This window comes from Amycolatopsis sp. NPDC058986 (genome assembly GCF_042741125.1).
Classification (GTDB): Bacteria; Actinomycetota; Actinomycetes; order Mycobacteriales; family Pseudonocardiaceae; genus Amycolatopsis.
In genome coordinates this window covers 173,942-186,665 of sequence record NZ_JBHYJW010000002.1, presented here as the reverse complement: position 1 = coordinate 186,665, position 12,724 = coordinate 173,942, and the positions used below count along the sequence as shown (strand labels likewise).

Here is a 12,724-nt window from a genome sequence, read left to right as displayed (position 1 = left end):
GGCTCAGATGAGGTTGGCGCGCTTGTAGAACCAGGTCGACGCCCTGGTGAGCAGCCCGGCGGAGTTGAGGAACTCCATCAGGCCGGCACAGCTCGAGCGCATCAGCGACTTGTGGTGCTCGTTCGCCTTCGCCTCGCGGAGTGCGCGCTTGGTGTCGAGCCCGGCGTTGGCGTACACCTTCTTGTTCACCATGCTGGTGACGATGAAGTACGACGCGATCGCGACCACCAGGCCGTTGATCTGGCGGCGCAGCTTGCCCGCGCCCTCCAGGCGGGCCTTCGTCTCCTCGCGGGCGAACTTCATGTGCCGCGACTCTTCGACGACGTGGATGTTGTTGATGGTGCGGACGAAGGGGGCGACCCGCTCGTCCCGCATCCAGTCGCGCTGCATGACGTCGAGGACCTCTTCGGCGACCAGGATCGCGGCGTAGGCGGCCTCGCCGAAGGCGATGGTCTTGAACGCGCGGCCGAGCTCGACCACGACCCGGGTCGGGCGGTACGCGGGGGCGCGCAGCTTCGCGGCGCCGCGCGCGAACATGATCGAGTGACGGCACTCGTCGGCGATCTCGGTCAGCGCCCACTGGAAGGCCGGGTCGGTCGGGTCCTTGGCGTAGAAGTCGCGCAGCACCATCTGCTGCAGGATCATCTCGAACCAGATGCCGGTGCTGGCCACCGACGCCGCCTCCTGGCGGGTCAGCTCGCGCTGCTGCTCCGGCGTCATCTCGGCCCAGTAGGACGTGCGGTACAGCGTGCTCCACTCGGGGCTCGCGCCGTGGTCGGCGGTGTCGAGCGGGGTCTCCCAGTCGACTTCCTTGGCCGGGTCGTAGGACAGGGTTTCCGAGGACTGCAGCAGCCGGCGCGCGACGTCGTCGCGGCCGGGGTCCTGCGGCGCTGCGTGGTCCCGTGCGATGCTGCTGGTCATGGAACGCTCCCTGAGCGAAGTGGTGACGTTCTAGGTGTTACTTCAGGTAACGTTACTCGAAGTCACACATACTTCGCGAGTGGCCTAACGGGAGTGTGACGCAGGTCACAGGAGTGCTGAAGGACGCCTTCAGTGCGTTGAGCGCGGTGAAGGACGCTTTCAGTGCGCTGGATGCACTAAAGGCGTCCTTCAGCTCGGCACTGGGGCAACGTCCGCGACCGGGCCGCCGCGGGCGAACCACTGCGGCGGACCTCGGCGGCGAACAGGCGTTCCTGCTCCCCGGCGTCGCGATATCCCGAGGTCAGCCCGATCGGCAGGCCGTCAACCCACAGTGCCCGCGTGCGTGCCTCGGTGAAGGCAGCGCGCGTCGCCGGGGTCAGCCCGGTGAGGTCCTCGGCGGGGAACCGGGCCGCGAGCGCCCACTGGCACGCGACGTGCCGGGCGCGCCGCGGCGCGGTCAGCCAGGCGAGCGGCAGCAGCAGGACGGCGAGCCAGCGGGTGAGCAGCCGGTACCCGGGGTCGCGACGCCGTCTGCTCACCGGAGCGAGTCGAGCGCGGCGGTGGTCGCCTGCGCTACGAGCTTGTCGTCGTACTTGGCGTCCTTCGCCTTCTTGTCGGAGAAGACCACGAGCACGATCGGGGCGCGCTCCGGCGGCCAGAGCACGGCGATGTCGTTGCGGGTCCCGTAGTCGGCGCCGCCGGTCTTGTCGGCGACCTGCCAGCCCGCGGGGGCGCCCGCGCGGATGAGCGCGTTCCCGGTGGTGTTGGCGCGCATCATGTCGGTGAGGATTTTGCGCTTGTCTTCGGGCAGCGCGCCGCCGAGGACGAACGCGCGCAGGCTGCCCGCGAAGGCGCGCGGGGTGCTGGTGTCCCGGATGTCGCCGGGTGTGGCCTCGTTGAGGTCCGGTTCGATCCGGTCGGCGTGGGTGGTCGTGTCCCCGGCCCCGCGCAGTGCGGTGGCCATTCCCGCCGCGCCGCCGATTTCGCGGAACATCAGGTTGTCCGCGGTGTTGTCGCTGTAGCGCAGGGCGGCGTCCATGGCCGCGCGCAGCGAGATGGCCGCCGTCGGCGCGGTGCCGAGGTTCTGTTTCGTGATCGGCGAGTTGGGCACCAGGTCGTTCGTGCCGTAGGTGACCTTCCGCTCCAGTTCCCCGACCGGAATCTTCTGCAGCAGGGCGCCGGAGCTGAACACCTTGTGCGTGGAGGCGTAGGCGAAGCGGTCGTCGGCGTGGTAGCCGACTTCGCGGCCTGTCGCGGTGTCGACCGCGTAGACGCCGAGCCGGGCGTCGAAGGTGCGTTCAAGCTGCTCGAACGCCGCCGTCTGCTGCGTCGTGGCCGCTTGCTGGGCCGACGGCGGCGCGGGAGCGGGCGTGGTCTGGGGAGCGGAGCAGGCCACCAGCGGGATGAGGGTGAGCGCGGTGAGGGCCACTCGCCGGACAGGGGAAATCGCCACGGGAATCCTTTCGTCAGCGGGATGTCCGCAGTCTTCCCCGTTCGGCTCATGCTGTCCAAGACAGAAATGAGCAGTTTGATGCCAAAATCGCATAGAGTGAGGTGGTGGATCTCGTCGGCAGCTGCAAGGCGTTCGTGAGTGTGAGCGAGACCGGGAGTTTCACCGCGGGCGCCGCGGTCGCCGGCATTCCCCAGCCGGTCGCGAGCCGCCGCATCGCCGCGCTCGAACAACGGCTCGGCGAGCGGCTGTTCGACCGCTCCACGCGCCGGGCGCGGCTCACCCCGTTCGGCCGCGCGATGCTGCCCTCGGCCCGACGTCTCGTGCACCTGGCCGACGCGATGGAACACGACGCGAAGCTGGCCAAGCTCCAGCCGCTGCTGGTGGCCGTGCCGGAGACCTGTCCGACGCGCGATCTCGCCGAACTCGGTGCGGAGGCTCGTGCGCTGGAGATCTTCCTCGAGTTCCGTTCGGCACCACCGGGCGAACGCGCCGAACTCGTCCGGAGCCACGAGGTGCGGGCCGCGATCACGGCGGTCCCGGCCGAGGACGCGGTGTGGGTCGTCCCACTCGGCCTGGCCGGGGTCGCGAAGCCACAGGCGGCCACCGTCCATCTGGAAACGCTGCGTGCCGGGCGGTCCGGTTCCCCGCGGCGCCGGGTCTGGATCCAGCCCGAGGACGACGTCCCGCACGTCCGGGACAGGGTGTTGCGCGTCCGTGACGCGGTGGGCCTGCGACCCGCGCAGGTGGCCGTCGCCGACTCGCTGACCTCGGCGGCCGCGAGCGTCCTCGGGTCGGCGGATCTGCTGCTGTGCTCGGCGGAGCAGGCTCGCGAACTCGGGCTACAGTGGCGGCCGATCGGGGAGATCCGGCTCGCGCGCGGTTTCGACGTGACGGCGGGCTTCGGCGAGGACGCCGACCACCTGCGCATCCGGTTGCGGGAGGGGGTCGCGCGCTGTCTCGGCGCGCCGGGGAAGGAAGGGGACGGGTGATCGCGGAAGGCCTGATCCGGCAGCTGCGGGCCGAGCTGGACGACGGCGGGCTGCGCGGCTCCTTCCTCGTCCGCGACCTGCGGTCCGGGACCGAGCTGGGGATCGACCCGGATCTGCAGTTCCCGATCGCCTCGCTGGTCAAGGTCCCGCTCGTGCTCGCGACCCAGGAGCGGATCCGCCGAGGTGAACTCGACGGCGCCACCCCGCTGGAGGTCGCGCCCGGCAAGAACACGACGCCGGGGCCGACCGGGCTGACCCGGTTCCGGCATCCCGCCCGCATCGCGATCGACGATCTGCTCTACCTGTCCGTCGCGATCAGTGACGGCACTGCGGCCGACGCGTTGTTCGAGCTGACTCCGCCCGCCGAGGTCACGCGGATGCTCGGCGAATGGGGCCTGTCGGGCATTTTCGTGCGGCATCTGGTCGGCGATCTCCTCGACACCCCCGCCGAGCGCTTCGAACCCGCGGACGTCGACCTGGCCCACGCGCTGGCGATCGGCGCCGTGACGGCCGGGCAGGGGCACCGGATCGCCCAGCTCGACGTCACCCGCGCGAACGCGGGCTCGGCGCGGTCGTTCGTCGACCTGGCGCAGGCGTTGTGGACGCCGTCCAAGATCGACCCGGACGTCGCCGAGCGCGTGCGCGAGCTGATGGGCCTCAACCTGCTGCGCCACCGCCTGACCCCGGACTTCGCCTCCGACGCCGCGCGGTGGTCGTCCAAGACCGGGACCCTGCTGAACCTGCGGCACGAGGTCGGCGTCGTCGAGCACGCCGACGGCCAGGTGTTCGCCGTCGCCGCGCTCACCGAATCCCGGGTGCCCGCCGGTGTTCAGCCCGAAGCGGAGGTGCTCATGGCCCGCGTCGCGCGGACGCTGCGCGATCACCTGCGCGGCGGCGCGGCCTGATCCCATGTCTATCCACAAAGGACAGACGGTGGCCGCCGGGACGCGCGGAACCGGCCGCGCGACCCGTCTTCCGGCTCTCGCCGCGGTCGCCTGTGTCGTGGGATTCGTGACGGTCTATTTCGGATTCGTCTGGACCCATCGCGGGCAGGCGCTCGAATTCGCCGTGCTCCAGCGCGCGCCGATGTCGCCGGAGACGCCGTCCGTGGTGCGTGCCACGTTCTGGCTGGACCACGTCAACGAGTACTCCGTGGGCGCGGTGCTGCTTCTCGTCGTGCTCGTCGGTCTGCTGCGCCGTCGTCCGGCGCTCGCGGCCGCCGGCACGGCGGTCATCGTGGTGACCGCGGCGCTCGACCGGATCCTGGTGCGCTGGGTGCTCGTCCGCCCGAACCTGGTCGACGATCCGGCCAATCCCGACAACAGTTTCCCCAGTGGTCACGTCGCGATGGCGACCTCGGCGCTGCTCGGCCTGCTCATCGTCGTGCCGCCCGCGTGGCGCGGGGTGACCGCGCTCGTGGGCGCGGTGCCGGTCCTCGGCGTCGCGGAGATGACGATGACGCTCAGCTGGCATCGGCTCAGTGACACCGTCGGCGGAAATCTGCTCGCCCTCGGCGTCGCGTGCTTCGGGGTGGCGGCGCTCGTCCGGCGTGGCGGGGCTCGCGTGCTCACGCGCCGCGAGCGGCTGCTCGGCGGCCTGCTCGGGATCGTGCCGTTGCTCGGCTACGGCGTATGGACGGTGGCGCGCGTGGCAGGGGAGCCGCTCTTCCCGGTCGCGGGCGCCCTCGCGACGGCGTTCAGCACGCTGACCGTGGTGATCTTCCTTGCCGTGCTCTTGCGGGCGGAACCTGCGGCGACCACCCGCGCCTGAGTCCTTCGGCGAGTCTTGGGTGCCCCTTGGGGCAAGTACTTGACTGAGAGGAAAGTGACTAGGTACTTTCCTTGGAGGAAAGAGCTTCTGGTCAAGAAAGAACAGGGGAGGCAGTGATGACCGAGAAACCGTCCGCCGAAGAGGCGGCGAACGCGTTACGCGGGATCGACCGGCGGAAGGCCCAAGCGGTCGGCGCCGCCCAGTACGGGGCGCGCTGGGTCGACGTCGTGTTCGGGGTGGTGTTCTTCCTGTACATGGCGATCACCGACTTCCTGCCGGACGCGGTGGCGTGGAGCAATCTGGTGCTGGCCGTGCTGGTCGTCGGCTACGTGGTGGCCAAACGCACCCGCCGCGGCGGGGCGCTGCTGGGACACGGCGCGCGGCTGGACCGGCGGGCGATCCCGCCGAGGTCCGTGTTCATCGGGCTGGCAGTGGTCGCCGTGGGATGCGCGCTGTCGATCACGGTCGCCATGCTGCAGCTGAACGTCCCCATTCCCTACCTGCGGACCGGTATGGGCGCGGTGCTGGGACTCGCGCTGATCCTGTTCGGGCGCAAGCTGAACGACGCGCTGGTCGCGCTGGCGCGGCGCGGTCCTCGCCAGGGAGGGCCCGCCGATGGCCGCTTCTGACCTGGACCCGCTCCTGCTGGATCCGACCCGGCTGTCCATCGTGGCCCTGCTGGGCGCCACGAAGTGGGCCGAGTTCGGCTGGGTGCGCGACGAGGTCGGCCTTTCGGACTCGGCCCTGTCCAAGCAGATCACGAACCTGGCCAAGGCGGAGTACGTCGAGGTCAAGAAGGGCTACGTTGGCAAGCGCCCGCGCACCTGGCTGAACCTGGGCCAGGCCGGGCACGAGGCGCTGCGGGCGCATGTCGCGGCGCTGCACCGGATCGTGGCGCAGGCGGAGGAGACGGGCAGCGCGCACCACGCGGAAGAACCGCACTGAGCGGTTCCCGCGTGGCCGCGCCACCCGGTCAGGCCCGGGGCTTCGCGGTGAAGTCGATGTCCGCGGTGGTGACCGTGCCCGCCGTCCGGCCGGGCGCCTCGTGGTACTGCCAGTACAGGTTGGTGTGGGCGATGACCTTGTCCGGCGGCGGGGCACCGTAGGACGTCAGATCCTCCGTCGTGTGGGCATCGCTGACCAGTGTGGCGTCGTAGCCGCGGGTGATCGCCCCGTGCAGGGTCGAGCGGACGCACTCGTCGGTCTGCGCGCCCGCCACCACGAGCGCGCCGACGCCGCGCGAGGCGAGCACGGACTCCAGTTCGGTCTCCTCGAAGGAATCGCCGTATCTCTTCTGCACCACCGGCTCGGACTCGCGCCGGACGAGTTCGGGCACGTACTGCCAGCTCTCGCTGTCCCGGACCAGGTTCTCGTTGTTGTGCTGGATCCAGACGACGTCGACCCCGGCCGCGCGTGCCTTGTCGACGAGGGTGCCGATGTTGGCCACGACGGTGTCCCGCTCGTGCGCCCCTTTCATGACGCCGTTCTGCACGTCGATGACGAGCAGGGCCGTGTTCGGCCGGTCCGCGAGTGTGGTCATGCCGCTGCTTCCTCCCAGTGTGGATCCTGCTCCGGGCATGCTAAGCCGCACCACCGACATTTTCGCCGTCCAGGAAGGCTCGCGCGGTGAAGGCGATCCATTCGGGGTTGTCCCAGGTGCTCCAGCGCGCGCGGGCGGCCTCGTCGATCGTCGCGATGACTTCGTCGTCACCGGTGCCCTCGGCGCGAAGGCGGCCGACCTCGTCGCGGACGTACCGGAGGTGGTCGCGGGTTTCGACGACGACGGACGTGTTGGTGACCTCGCCGTGGCCGGGGACGACGACGGCCGGATCGAGGGCGAGCATCCGGTCGAGCACCGTGAGCCACGCGCCGGGGTCGGCGTCGGTGTCGTGCGGGGGAAACCAGGGAACGAGCGGGAACATGCGGGTCTCGGCGAGGTCCCCGGCGAACAGGACGCGGTCGTCGACGGACACCACCTGGTCGCCCGCGCTGTGTGCCGGGCCCCAGCTGTGCAGCACCGCGGTGTGCTTGCCGAGGTCGATCTCCGCCAGGTCGCCGTCGTAGACGACGTCCGGCTCGGTCAGTTCGACGTGTTCGAGTTCCGCGGCGATGGCGGGGCCGAAACCGCTGAACATGCCGAGGTACGACGCGCCCTTGCGGCGTAGTTCGTCGCGCTGCGCGCGGTTGCCGATGATCGTCGCGGCGCCCTTGAACGCCTGCGCGCCGAAGCCGTGTTCGGGATGGAAATGCGTCGTCGTCAGGTAGAGCGGCTTGCCCCCGGCGAGCCGCCGGGCCTGGTCCAGTACGTATTCCCCGTTGCGCGGGCCCAATCCGGTGTCGACGACCAGCGCCGCGCGGGTGCCGACCACGATGCCGACGTTCGGGACGAGCGGCACGCGGTTGTCGGGGATCACGAAGACGCCGTCGGAGACTTCGACCGGCTCGCCGCGCACGATCGGCTCCGGCGCGCGGTGTACTTCCGGCAGTGCGGTCTGGTTCCCGGTGCTCATGTCTCGGTTCCTATCTGATCGGTGTTCAGATTACTTCCCCAACGTAGCACCAATCTGAACACTGATAAGATCGAGGCATGGTCGGACGGAGTTATCACCACGGTGACCTGCGCGCCGCGTTGCTCGACGCGGCGGAGTCCCTGGTGCGGGAACGCGGTGCCGAGGGCTGGTCCCTGCGCGAGGTCTCGGCCAGGGTCGGGGTCAGCCCCAGTGCCGCCTATCACCACTTCGAGTCGCGCGACGCACTGGTCCGCGCGCTGTCCTGGCGCGTGCTCGCCGGGCTGGGCGAGCACCTGAGCCGCGTCGCGGGGCGTGCGCGCGGGCAGCGCGAGGATCCGCGGGCGCGCTTGATCGCCGTCGGCCGCGGCTATGTTCGCTGGACGCTACGGGATCCGTCGGTCGCGAGCCTCGTGTTCGGGGCGCACCGGGGCGAGCCCGAAAACCCGGTTTCCCCGCATCCGCACGACGTGCTCGTCGAAGAGCTGGACAGGCTCGTCGACGCCGGCGGCCTGCCCGCGTCGTCGCGCCCCGGTGCTGAGTTCGTCCTCTGGCCCGCCATGCACGGGCTGGCCGCGCTGCTCGGTGACGGGCTGATGTGCCTCGACGGCCCGCGTGACGTCGACAGCCAGGCCGAACGGCTCATCCGGGCCGTCCTCGCCGGCTTGGCGGCGGAGCCGCCCCGAACCCCGGATCGGCCACGAGTCCGGTCCGCGCACACCGAACGGCTCGCGAAGCGGAAGTCCTAGCCGCCACTCGCGCGGAACCTGTCGAGGATCCGGCGGTCCCGCTTCGTCGGCCGTCCGGCACCCCGTTCGCGGCGCGCGACGGGTACGGACGCCTCCGGCGGCGGCGCGGGCGTCCGGTCGATGAAGCACGTCGCCGCGTCGGCCGCCCCGACCCGTTTCTGGATGACCCGGGCCACCTCGACGATCCGGGTGGTGCCGTTCAGGTGGGCGCGTACCTCGTCACCGGGTGACACCGTCGTCGCCGGCTTGGCGGGCCGGTCGTTGACGCGCACGTGCCCGCCCCGGCACGCGGCGGCGGCGTCGGGCCGGGTCTTGACCAGCCGCACCGCCCACAGCCAGCGGTCTACGCGAGTGGACTCCACAACAGGTCATCATGACTCATCGGCGCGGGCCGCCGGGCCCCGGTCCGGCTTACCCCCGCGCGTCGGTTGTCCAGACCCATTGGTCTGGACCTATCGGGCAAACCCGGCCGCTCCGGTTTCGGCGGCGAACTTTCGTCGGTGTTTGGGGAATGGTGCGCGGGAATCGACTTTCGAAGGTACCGGGGGATCACTCGATCGAGTGACGCTAGGGGCGTCCTGATTCCACTCAGCAGCGGCTTCCCGCCGCGGAATCGAGTGATCGATGAAATTGGTTCGTTTCGCCATGACCCTTGCCGGCGCGACGCTCGCCCTCGCCGGAATGGCCCCGGCGGCTTCGGCCACCGAACCCTCCGGCGCCCAGCCCGCCATCATCGGCGGCCAGTACGCGAGCAACGCGCCGTGGGCGGCCCGGATGTTCGTCGACGGGCGGCAGGCCTGCTCGGCCACGATCATCGCGCCGACGTGGATTCTCACCGCCCGCCACTGTGCGGAGGCGGGCAATTCCTATTCCTTCCGGGTCGGCAGCCTCGACCAGACCACCGGCGGCACCGTAGTCAACGGCGTCGACGCGGTCATCAATCCCGAGGGCGCCGACCTGGCCCTCATCCAGCTCGACCAGAGCGTCCAGGCCACGTATTCACCGCTGGGCACCGAAAACGACGTCAACGTCGGGCAGACCGTGCAGGTCTACGGCTGGGGTGCCACCAGCCGCTGCGGCTCGGAGATCAACTGCCAGTCGCGCCTGCTGAAGTACGCCAACGTGAACGTCGACTCGGTCAACTCGAGCGACGCCTTCGGCGGAGTCGCGGTGCAGGCGACCTACGGCGACGGCATCACCGCGGGCGGCGACTCCGGCGGTCCGATGATGGGCAACGACCGCCAGGTCGGCGTCGCCTCGACGAGCGACCGGCAGAGCGTCACCAACTACACCAACATCACGCAGTACCGCTCCTGGATCCAGCAGGTCGCGGGCGTCTGACCGGCTTCGCTACGCGTGTCGTCCGGTTCCCGGGACGGGGACCGGACGACACTCCGGTTTGACCTTCACATCGGTGGTAAGGCCTAGCCTGCCGGTATGAGTTCTCACGTCGTGCAACGCAATGGCCGGGCGGCCACCGCGGCCGAACTGGCGCCGCTGGCCTTCGCGGGCTACGCCCATTTCACCGCCATGCAGGTGCGCGGGGGCGGTGTCCGTGGTCTGGACCTTCATCTGGAGCGGCTGCGCGCCGCCTCGCTGGAGATGTTCGGCCACGCCTTGCCGGACGAGCACGTGCGGTCCTGCCTGCGGAAGGCGGCCGAAGCCGGTCCGGCGGATCTTTCGCTGACCGCGGTGGTGTATTCGCCGTCGGGCGAGTTCGTCCACAGTGGACCCGAGCCGGAACTCGACATCCTGGTCCGCACCGGGGAGGCGGCGTCCGGTCCGGCCGGGCCGCTGGCACTCGCGGCGGTGGAGCACGAACGGATGCTGCCCTCGGTGAAGCACGTCGGCGAGGTGGCCAAGACGTATTTCCTCCGGAAGGCGATCGAGGACGGTTTCGACGACGCCGCGTTCCTCGACCGCCGGGGACGGCTCGGCGAGGCCACGATCTGGAACCTGGCCTTCTGGGACGGCACCGCCGTGGTGTGGCCCGAAGCCGCGGTACTGGGCGGGATCACGATGGGCATCGTCCGGCGGCAGCTGGAGAAGCTCGGGGTTCCCCAGCGCGTCCGGGAGGTCACCCTCGCCGATCTGCCGACGCTTTCCGGTGCCGTGGTCATGAATTCGTGGACCCCGGGAGTCGCGGTCCATCGGCTCGGATCGGTGTCGCTGCCGGAGGCACCGCCTTTCCTGGAAGCGCTTCACCGCGCATACCGGGCGGAGCCCTTCGTCGCGTTCTGAGAGCGCCTGGATCCAGTGCCCTTCCGGAGATCGCTACGCTGGGGGTCCGTGGTGTCGGGCGGCGGTAGGGAGCGGATTCGTGAGTGCCGATGGGCAGCGTGCGCCGGAAGCGCCGGGCGCGGTCGACTTGGACCGGCCCAGCACGGCCCGGATCTACGACTGGTATCTGGGCGGCAAGAGCAACTACGCGGTCGACCGCGACTTCGGTGAGCGGGCCGACAAACAGTTCCCGCTGATCAAGCCGCTGGCGATGTCGAACCGGCAGTGGCTCGGCCGGGTGGTGCGCGCCGCGCTGGACGCGGGGATCACCCAGTTCCTCGATCTGGGATCCGGGGTGCCGACCGTCGGGAATGTGCACGAGATCGTCCGGCGGCACGCGCCGGAACTGGACGAAGCACGCGTGGTGTACGTCGACTACGAGCCGGTCGCGGTCGCGCATTCGGAGCACATCCTCGACCAGCAGGACGCCAGGGGCTGGGCGGGGATCGTCCGGGCGGATCTGCGCGAACCGGACGAGATCTTCGAGCACGAAACCACGGAACGGCTGCTGGACCCCGAAAAGCCGTTGTGCGTGCTGATGGTGTCGGTGCTGCACTTCGTCGGCGGCGCGGACAACGTTCCGGGCATCATCCGCCGGTATCGCGAGCATCTGGCCCCCAGCAGCTGGCTGGCGATCAGCCACATCACGACCGACGACGCCCCGGCCGAGGGCGCGGCTCAGATCAGCGCGCTGGCGGAGTCCTACCGCAACACCCAGAACCCGGCCTGGCTGCGCGGCAAGGCCGAGTTCACGTCCTGGTACGACGGGTTCGACCTGGTGGATCCGGGCATCGTGCACCTGACCGACTGGCGCCCGGACAGCCCCGAGGTACTGTTCCCGATCTTGCAGCGCGACGCGGTCCGCCCGTTCTACTGGGCGGCGGTCGGCGAGGTGCCGCGCGCCTGAGGCACCCGGGAATCCCACCAGGCGAGCACCCTGGTCGCGGACAGCGTCAGCCATTTCGACGGTTCCCCGGCGGGGGCGTCCACCTCGAACCACACCCGCCCGGGGTGCCTGCGGGCCTGGAGCCAGGTGCCGTCCGGCTGCCGGGCGGCGCGGATGAGGTCCATCGCGCCGGCCACGCGCGGATCCGGGGCCGTGCCGTCGACCAGTGAGGCCTGACGGAAGTACTCGGCGGCGTTGAGGACGCTGTAGAACCAGCGGAACGGATAGGCGAAGCTGGTCACCCATGGTGCCACCGGTTCGCCGGTCGAGAGACGGCGGAACAGCCCACGCCGTAAGAGATATTCCTCCCCGGAGTGGCGGGCGGCGCGCGTTGCGTCCGTGCCGCCGGCCGCGGCCTCATAGGCCAGCAAACCCTTGAGGGTGTTGAGCGTCGAAGGAAAGGACGAGCGCGTCGAGCCGTCGATCCACGCGCAGTTCCAGCCGCCGTCGGCCAGCCGGTGTTCGAGGAACCAGTCGACAACGCCGGTGACGTCGGCGCCGAGCCATACGCCGTTCGCGACCGTCCAGGCGTTGACGCAGCAGTCGACCTCGCCACCCCAGTACGGCAGGTGGTCGTATTCCCAGCGGCTGTTCTCGGCGAGAAGTTCGGCCGTCCGGCGCTCGCGGAGGACGGCGGCGTCGAGGCCCCATTCCCGCAACGAGTTGAGTGTCCACGTCGTTGCCGTCCACGGCTGTCCGGCGCCTTCGGCGGCTTCCGGACCGTGAAAGTCGAAGTCCGCGGGGAAGAACGCGCCGCCCGCCCACTGGCCGTCGGCGTCCTGGAGTGCGAGGAGACGCGCGCCGAAGCCCTCGGTCGCGATTCTCGTTCGCGTGGCTTCCCATACTTCGGTGGGCGCGTGCGCGAGATCGCGTTCGACCTGCCAGCGTAAGGCCGGATCGGAGTCGCGAAGCCAATCGAGCAGGGCGCTGGTGACCATGGGACGACATTAATGCTCCCGATACGCCCCGACGAGTGCGCGCGGCCTGCCGATCCGTGAAGGATTCTCCGTCGAACGGGCATATTCGGTGGCCGCGTGGCGGCGGATCCGGAACGCTGGAAACGGCCCCGCTGAGGGTGGCCGGTCGTCGAGGCGTGAAGGGGAGCCGTC

16 protein-coding genes are annotated in these 12,724 nt (G+C 70.3%); 9 read left to right on the top strand and 7 right to left on the bottom strand.

Annotated features, from left to right (window positions below):
* Nucleotides 1-3: 3 nt before the first annotated feature.
* The 3 genes from ACFW0G_RS02795 to bla all read right to left on the bottom strand — a co-directional run bounded on the left by ACFW0G_RS02795 (nt 4) and on the right by bla (nt 2,374).
* Complete coding sequence (locus tag ACFW0G_RS02795) at nt 4-921, bottom strand: diiron oxygenase (RefSeq protein WP_378322935.1); 918 nt, start codon at nt 919-921, stop codon at nt 4-6.
* A gap of 176 nt (nt 922-1,097) precedes the next feature.
* The gene (locus tag ACFW0G_RS02790; protein ID WP_378322934.1) at nt 1,098-1,460 is read right to left on the bottom strand and encodes a hypothetical protein; all 363 of its coding nucleotides are present in this window, start codon (nt 1,458-1,460) and stop codon (nt 1,098-1,100) included.
* Nucleotides 1,457-2,374: a class A beta-lactamase gene (bla, locus tag ACFW0G_RS02785; RefSeq protein ID WP_378322933.1), complete on the bottom strand. Its 918-nt coding sequence runs from the start codon at nt 2,372-2,374 to the stop codon at nt 1,457-1,459. Before bla ends, ACFW0G_RS02790 begins: the two co-directional genes overlap by 4 nt.
* A gap of 104 nt (nt 2,375-2,478) precedes the next feature.
* Between bla and ACFW0G_RS02780 the strand changes: the two genes are divergently transcribed.
* The 5 genes from ACFW0G_RS02780 to ACFW0G_RS02760 all read left to right on the top strand — a co-directional run bounded on the left by ACFW0G_RS02780 (nt 2,479) and on the right by ACFW0G_RS02760 (nt 6,078).
* Nucleotides 2,479-3,363 (top strand): LysR family transcriptional regulator, encoded by an 885-nt coding sequence (locus ACFW0G_RS02780; protein WP_378322932.1) that lies wholly within the window; start codon nt 2,479-2,481, stop codon nt 3,361-3,363.
* Nucleotides 3,360-4,268, top strand: a complete 909-nt coding sequence (locus tag ACFW0G_RS02775; protein WP_378322931.1) for a serine hydrolase — start codon at nt 3,360-3,362, stop codon at nt 4,266-4,268. The genes ACFW0G_RS02780 and ACFW0G_RS02775 overlap by 4 nt, the downstream gene beginning before the upstream one ends.
* A gap of 28 nt (nt 4,269-4,296) precedes the next feature.
* Nucleotides 4,297-5,133 (top strand): phosphatase PAP2 family protein, encoded by an 837-nt coding sequence (locus ACFW0G_RS02770; protein WP_378322930.1) that lies wholly within the window; start codon nt 4,297-4,299, stop codon nt 5,131-5,133.
* A 116-nt stretch (nt 5,134-5,249) separates the two neighbouring features.
* Nucleotides 5,250-5,762 carry a hypothetical protein gene (locus tag ACFW0G_RS02765; protein WP_378322929.1) on the top strand — a complete coding sequence of 171 codons (513 nt, stop codon included), beginning with the start codon at nt 5,250-5,252 and terminating at the stop codon, nt 5,760-5,762.
* Entirely contained in the window at nt 5,749-6,078 is a 330-nt protein-coding gene (locus ACFW0G_RS02760; protein ID WP_378322928.1) for a winged helix-turn-helix domain-containing protein, read from the top strand. The genes ACFW0G_RS02765 and ACFW0G_RS02760 overlap by 14 nt, the downstream gene beginning before the upstream one ends.
* Before the next feature lie 28 nt (nt 6,079-6,106).
* Here ACFW0G_RS02760 and ACFW0G_RS02755 read toward each other — a convergent pair whose 3' ends face one another.
* Both ACFW0G_RS02755 and ACFW0G_RS02750 read right to left on the bottom strand, forming a co-directional pair.
* Nucleotides 6,107-6,673: a cysteine hydrolase family protein gene (locus tag ACFW0G_RS02755; RefSeq protein WP_378322926.1), complete on the bottom strand. Its 567-nt coding sequence runs from the start codon at nt 6,671-6,673 to the stop codon at nt 6,107-6,109.
* Nucleotides 6,674-6,713: 40 nt separating this feature from the next.
* Nucleotides 6,714-7,643 (bottom strand): MBL fold metallo-hydrolase, encoded by a 930-nt coding sequence (locus tag ACFW0G_RS02750; RefSeq protein WP_378322925.1) that lies wholly within the window; start codon nt 7,641-7,643, stop codon nt 6,714-6,716.
* Between the two features lie 77 nt (nt 7,644-7,720).
* On the opposite strand from ACFW0G_RS02750, the gene ACFW0G_RS02745 reads away from it, so the two are divergent.
* Nucleotides 7,721-8,389 (top strand): TetR/AcrR family transcriptional regulator, encoded by a 669-nt coding sequence (locus ACFW0G_RS02745; protein WP_378322923.1) that lies wholly within the window; start codon nt 7,721-7,723, stop codon nt 8,387-8,389.
* Here the strand turns inward: ACFW0G_RS02745 and ACFW0G_RS02740 are convergent.
* A complete protein-coding gene (locus tag ACFW0G_RS02740; protein ID WP_378322922.1) occupies nt 8,386-8,751 on the bottom strand; it encodes an RNA-binding S4 domain-containing protein in 366 nt (121 codons plus the stop codon). The two genes, ACFW0G_RS02745 and ACFW0G_RS02740, sit on opposite strands and share 4 nt — an antisense overlap.
* Nucleotides 8,752-9,013: 262 nt before the next feature.
* Here ACFW0G_RS02740 and ACFW0G_RS02735 point away from each other — a divergent pair, with 262 nt between their 5' ends.
* The 3 genes from ACFW0G_RS02735 (at nt 9,014) to ACFW0G_RS02725 (ending at nt 11,576) form a co-directional block, all read left to right on the top strand.
* Complete coding sequence (locus ACFW0G_RS02735) at nt 9,014-9,730, top strand: S1 family peptidase (protein WP_378322921.1); 717 nt, start codon at nt 9,014-9,016, stop codon at nt 9,728-9,730.
* A gap of 96 nt (nt 9,731-9,826) precedes the next feature.
* Nucleotides 9,827-10,630, top strand: coding sequence for an aminotransferase class IV family protein (locus ACFW0G_RS02730; protein WP_378322919.1), 804 nt, complete (start codon nt 9,827-9,829; stop codon nt 10,628-10,630).
* A gap of 79 nt (nt 10,631-10,709) precedes the next feature.
* Nucleotides 10,710-11,576, top strand: a complete 867-nt coding sequence (locus ACFW0G_RS02725) for an SAM-dependent methyltransferase (protein WP_378322918.1) — start codon at nt 10,710-10,712, stop codon at nt 11,574-11,576.
* On the opposite strand, the gene ACFW0G_RS02720 is transcribed toward ACFW0G_RS02725, so the two are convergent.
* Complete coding sequence (locus ACFW0G_RS02720; protein WP_378322917.1) at nt 11,540-12,553, bottom strand: squalene cyclase; 1,014 nt, start codon at nt 12,551-12,553, stop codon at nt 11,540-11,542. The genes ACFW0G_RS02725 and ACFW0G_RS02720 overlap by 37 nt on opposite strands.
* Between the last annotated feature and the right edge of the window lie 171 nt (nt 12,554-12,724).

What these genes read in the sequence shown, in the direction of transcription:
- ACFW0G_RS02735 (WP_378322921.1), top strand. Translation starts at nt 9,014, where the DNA reads ATGAAATTGGTTCGTTTCGCCATGACCCTTGCCGGCGCGACGCTCGCC.
- ACFW0G_RS02755 (WP_378322926.1), bottom strand. Translation starts at nt 6,673, where the DNA reads ATGACCACACTCGCGGACCGGCCGAACACGGCCCTGCTCGTCATCGAC.
- ACFW0G_RS02720 (WP_378322917.1), bottom strand. Translation starts at nt 12,553, where the DNA reads ATGGTCACCAGCGCCCTGCTCGATTGGCTTCGCGACTCCGATCCGGCC.
- ACFW0G_RS02750 (WP_378322925.1), bottom strand. Translation starts at nt 7,643, where the DNA reads ATGAGCACCGGGAACCAGACCGCACTGCCGGAAGTACACCGCGCGCCG.
- ACFW0G_RS02765 (WP_378322929.1), top strand. Translation starts at nt 5,250, where the DNA reads ATGACCGAGAAACCGTCCGCCGAAGAGGCGGCGAACGCGTTACGCGGG.
- ACFW0G_RS02730 (WP_378322919.1), top strand. Translation starts at nt 9,827, where the DNA reads ATGAGTTCTCACGTCGTGCAACGCAATGGCCGGGCGGCCACCGCGGCC.
- ACFW0G_RS02760 (WP_378322928.1), top strand. Translation starts at nt 5,749, where the DNA reads ATGGCCGCTTCTGACCTGGACCCGCTCCTGCTGGATCCGACCCGGCTG.
- ACFW0G_RS02795 (WP_378322935.1), bottom strand. Translation starts at nt 921, where the DNA reads ATGACCAGCAGCATCGCACGGGACCACGCAGCGCCGCAGGACCCCGGC.
- ACFW0G_RS02745 (WP_378322923.1), top strand. Translation starts at nt 7,721, where the DNA reads ATGGTCGGACGGAGTTATCACCACGGTGACCTGCGCGCCGCGTTGCTC.